This window comes from Spirillospora sp. NPDC049652 (assembly GCF_040675125.1).
Classification (GTDB): Bacteria; Actinomycetota; Actinomycetes; order Streptosporangiales; family Streptosporangiaceae; genus Spirillospora.
Genome location: NZ_JBFAOF010000725.1, coordinates 1 through 3,853, shown reverse-complemented (window position 1 = coordinate 3,853; position 3,853 = coordinate 1). Strand labels below are relative to the sequence as shown.

General features: G+C 74.0%; 5 protein-coding genes. All 5 read left to right on the top strand.

The genetic code is table 11. From position 1 onward, the window contains the following. Positions 1–119 precede the first annotated feature (119 nt). Positions 120–302 carry a DUF3099 domain-containing protein gene (locus AB0J52_RS31445; protein ID WP_500186397.1) on the top strand — a complete coding sequence of 61 codons (183 nt, stop codon included), beginning with the start codon at positions 120–122 and terminating at the stop codon, positions 300–302. 25 nt (positions 303–327) lie between these two features. After that, positions 328–957 (top strand): trimeric intracellular cation channel family protein, encoded by a 630-nt coding sequence (locus AB0J52_RS31440; protein ID WP_500186396.1) that lies wholly within the window; start codon positions 328–330, stop codon positions 955–957. A gap of 48 nt (positions 958–1,005) precedes the next feature. Beyond that, positions 1,006–1,818, top strand: a complete 813-nt coding sequence (gene fdhD, locus AB0J52_RS31435) for a formate dehydrogenase accessory sulfurtransferase FdhD (RefSeq protein WP_500186395.1) — start codon at positions 1,006–1,008, stop codon at positions 1,816–1,818. Between the two features lie 142 nt (positions 1,819–1,960). After that, positions 1,961–2,806, top strand: coding sequence for a M24 family metallopeptidase (locus AB0J52_RS31430; protein WP_500186394.1), 846 nt, complete (start codon positions 1,961–1,963; stop codon positions 2,804–2,806). Beyond that, a partial coding sequence (locus AB0J52_RS31425; protein ID WP_500186393.1) for an alpha/beta fold hydrolase occupies positions 2,803–3,853 on the top strand: 1,051 nt, incomplete at its 3' end. The genes AB0J52_RS31430 and AB0J52_RS31425, both read left to right, overlap by 4 nt.

Below are 3,853 nucleotides of genomic sequence, written 5' to 3'. Positions count from 1 at the left end.
CGCCGGGCGTTCGACCGGGTCACCGGGACGGTGCTGGTCGGCCTCGGCCTGCGGATGGCCGTGGAGCACGGCTGACCAGGCGGCCGGGCCCCCGGCGGTCCGCGCAGTAGCCTGGAGGCATGAGGCGCCGCAGGATGGCGTACGGGATCATGATGGGCACCTGTCTCACGCTGTTCGTCCTGTCCTGGACGGTGGTGGCCCGGTTCAGCCCGCCGGCCGCCATCGTGATGTCGGTCGTGGCCATGGTCATCCCGCCGTTCGCCGCGATCGTCGCCAACTGGAACATCGACCGGCGCCGGTGACCGGCCCGCCTGAGATGATCGTCGGGTGAGTGACCTGGGGATCCCCGGCGCGCTCGACCTCGTCGGAATCTTCGTGTTCGCGGTGTCGGGCGCGCTGGCGGCGGTGCAGAAGCGGCTGGACGTGGTCGGCATGGTCGTGCTGGCCGAGATCACCGCGCTCGGCGGCGGCATCCTGCGCGACCTGGTCATCGGGGCGGTGCCGCCGGTGGCCTTCACCAGCGTCTCCTACGTGGTGGTCCCGCTGTTCGCCACCGGGCTGGTGTTCTTCTGGCATCCGCAGGTCACCCGGATCATGCCGGCCGTGATGCTGTTCGACGCGGCGGGCCTCGGGCTGTTCTGCGTCACCGGCGCGATCAAGGCGCTGGACTACCACCTGTCCCCGCTGCACGCGGTGCTGCTCGGCGTGATCACGGCCGTCGGCGGCGGCATCCTGCGCGACATGATGAGCGGGCAGATCCCGACGGTGCTCTACGACCGGCAGCTCTACGCGCTGCCCGCGCTGGTCGGCGCGACGGTCGCGACCGCGCTGTGGCAGCAGGAGCAGCTGCACGGCGTGTTCGTGTCCGCCGGCTCGGCGCTGCTGGCGTTCGGGCTGCGGGTGGCCGCGATGAGGTGGAACTGGCGGACGCCGCGCGCCCGCGGGATCCGCGACTGACCGTCCGGAGAGCGGGCGGACGAGGACGAGAGGGGTAGTTTCGGAGCCATGGGGCGGATCACGGTGCGCAGGCCGGTGGAACGGCTGGCGGTGGGCGGCGCGCGGAACCGCCGGGCGGACACGCTCGCGGTCGAGGAGCCGCTGGAGATCCGGGTGGCCGGCGCACCGCTCACGATCACGATGCGGACGCCCGGCGACGACTTCGACCTGGTGGCCGGGTTCCTGGCCGCCGAGGGCGTCATCGGGTCGGCGGACGACCTGGCGGCGATGCGGTACTGCGCCGACACCCACGAGCAGAACACCCTGGACGTCACGCTCGCCCCGGGCGTCCGGCCGCCGGAGGCCGCCCTCGTCCGCGCGTTCACCACGACCAGCGCGTGCGGGGTGTGCGGCAAGTCGAGCATCGAGGCGCTGCGCGCCGAGCGCCGCCACGACGTGGCCGCCGACCCGCTCGAACTGGACGCCGCCGTCCTCGCCGGGCTGCCCGAGGCGCTGCGCGCGGCGCAGCGGGTGTTCGACCGGACGGGCGGGCTGCACGCGGCGGGCCTGTTCGAGGCGTCCGGCGAGCTGCTCGCCCTGCGCGAGGACGTCGGACGGCACAACGCGGTGGACAAGGTCGTCGGCTGGGCGCTGCGCGAGGGCCGCCTCCCGCTGACCGGGACGGTCCTCATGGTGAGCGGCCGGGCGTCGTTCGAGCTCACGCAGAAGGCGATGAGCGCGGGCATCCCCGTCCTGGCGGCGGTGTCGGCGCCGTCCTCGCTCGCGGTGGAGCTGGCCGAGGACGCCGGGATGACGCTGGTCGGCTTCCTGCGCGGCCCGACGATGAACATCTACACCGGCGGCGGCCGCATCCGCGACTGACGAGCCCGGCCTCTCCCCCGCCTGACGGGCCGCCTCTCCCGCGGCCGTCGCCCCGCCCCGCCACGCCGCCCGTCCGCCGGGTGGCGTGGCTCACTCGGGGGCCCGCTTGACCGGCGACCGGTCCGCGCGGTTAATTAACACCGTGTCCAATAATGTCGCGCTCGCCCGCACCGACGACCCGGCGGAGCTCGAGCGGTTCCGCGAGATCCAGCGCCTGTGCTACCGGTGCGCCGAGGAGGTGGCGGCGACGCTGGAGCCCGGCGTCACCGAACGCGAGGCGTGCCGCCGGATGCGGCGCTGGCTGCGCGACCGCGGCGTGGACGACTGGCTGCACACCCCGTTCGCCTGGTTCGGCGACCGCACCGCCTTCCAGGGGTTCCGGGTGCCCACCCAGTTCCTGCCGAGCGCCCGGCGGCTGGAGGAGGGGATGCCGTACATCCTCGACATGGCCCCGGTGAGGCAGGGCTACTCGGCCGACATCGGCTACGGGGGCGTGCTCGACGGGAACCGGATCTGGGAGCGGCTCGACGCCGACCTCGCCGAGTACCGGGCGCTCATCCTGGAGCTGGTCCGGGAGCGGCGGACGTTCGCCGGCATCTACGCCGAGGTGGACGCCCTCATCGACCGGCAGGGCTACGAGAACCGGCACCGGAAGTACCCGGGACGCGTCATCGGGCACCAGGTCGGGATCATCGGGGGGCCGCTGCCGAAGGGCGTCGGCTTCCCGTTCGGGGTCAGGTTCCTGCAGACGATCGGACGGGAACTGGTCAAGGAGCGGATGGAGGGCCGGTCGCCGCTGTGGAACGGCGCGAAGCAGTCCCAGCATCCGCCGACGCCGGGGCTCTGGGCGGTCGAGCCGCACATCGGGTTCCGCGGCGTCGGGGTGAAGTTCGAGGAACTCCTCGTCGTCACCGAGGACGACGCCTACTGGCTCGACGACGACCTGCCCCACGTCCACCGCTGGTCCGCACGGAAGGCCGCAGCATGACCGCCCCGCACACTTCAGAGGCCGCCGCGCGCTCCCCGCACGCCGTCCGGCGCCGCCGGGTCCGCGGGGACGGCGTCGACCTCGCCGTCTACGAGCAGGGCGACCCGGCCCGCCCGACCGTCCTGCTGATGCACGGCTACCCCGACACGCACGCGGTCTGGGACGAGGTGGCCGGACGGCTCGCCGAGCGGTACCACGTCGTCCGGTACGACGTGCGGGGCGCGGGGGCGTCGTCACGTCCGTTCGGCAAGCGCAACTACACCTTCTCCTACCTCATGGCCGACCTGCGGGCCGTCCTGGACGCGACCGCGCCGGAGCGCAAGGTGCACCTGGTCGGCCACGACTGGGGCTCCATCCAGGCGTGGGAGGCGGCCTGCACGATGGCGGACCGGTTCGCCTCGTTCACCTCGATCTCCGGGCCGTGCCTGGACCACGTCGCGCACTGGACGCGCCGCAACCTGCGCCGCCCGACGCCGCGCAACGTGCGGTACGGGCTCGGGCAGGCCGTCCGGTCCTGGTACATCTACTTCTTCCAGACGCCGCTGCTCCCGGAGATCGTGTGGCGCGCGGGGATGGCCGGGCCGTTCGCCAAGGCGCTGGAGGTCGGCGAGGGCGTCGCGTCCCGGGACGGCCATCCGGCGCGGACGCTGCCGCGCGACGGCGCGGCCGGCGTCGGGCTGTACCGGGCGAACATGCTGCGGCGGATGCGCGCCCCGCTCCCCCGCCGCACCGACGTCCCGACGCAGGTCATCGTCCCGACCAAGGACCTGTTCGTGTCGCCGCACCTGGTGGGCGGCCTCGGCGACCGCGTCCCGAACCTGTCGCTGCGGACGATCCCCGCCGGGCACTGGGTGGTGCGCAGCCACCCCGAGGTGATCGCGCGCTGGATCGGCGAGCACATCACCGGCACGTCCGGCGGCGGGCTCACCGCCGCCGAGGCCCGCGCGCTGCGCCGTGCCCGGGTCGCGCCGGACCGGCGTCCGTTCGAGGGTTCGCTCGTGGTGGTGACGGGCGCGGGCAGCGGCATCGGGCGCGCGACCGCGCGGG

Bases quoted from the DNA above. Each gene is read 5' to 3' on its own strand.
- AB0J52_RS31445 (WP_500186397.1), top strand. From the start codon at position 120: ATGAGGCGCCGCAGGATGGCGTACGGGATCATGATGGGCACCTGTCTC.
- fdhD (WP_500186395.1), top strand. From the start codon at position 1,006: ATGGGGCGGATCACGGTGCGCAGGCCGGTGGAACGGCTGGCGGTGGGC.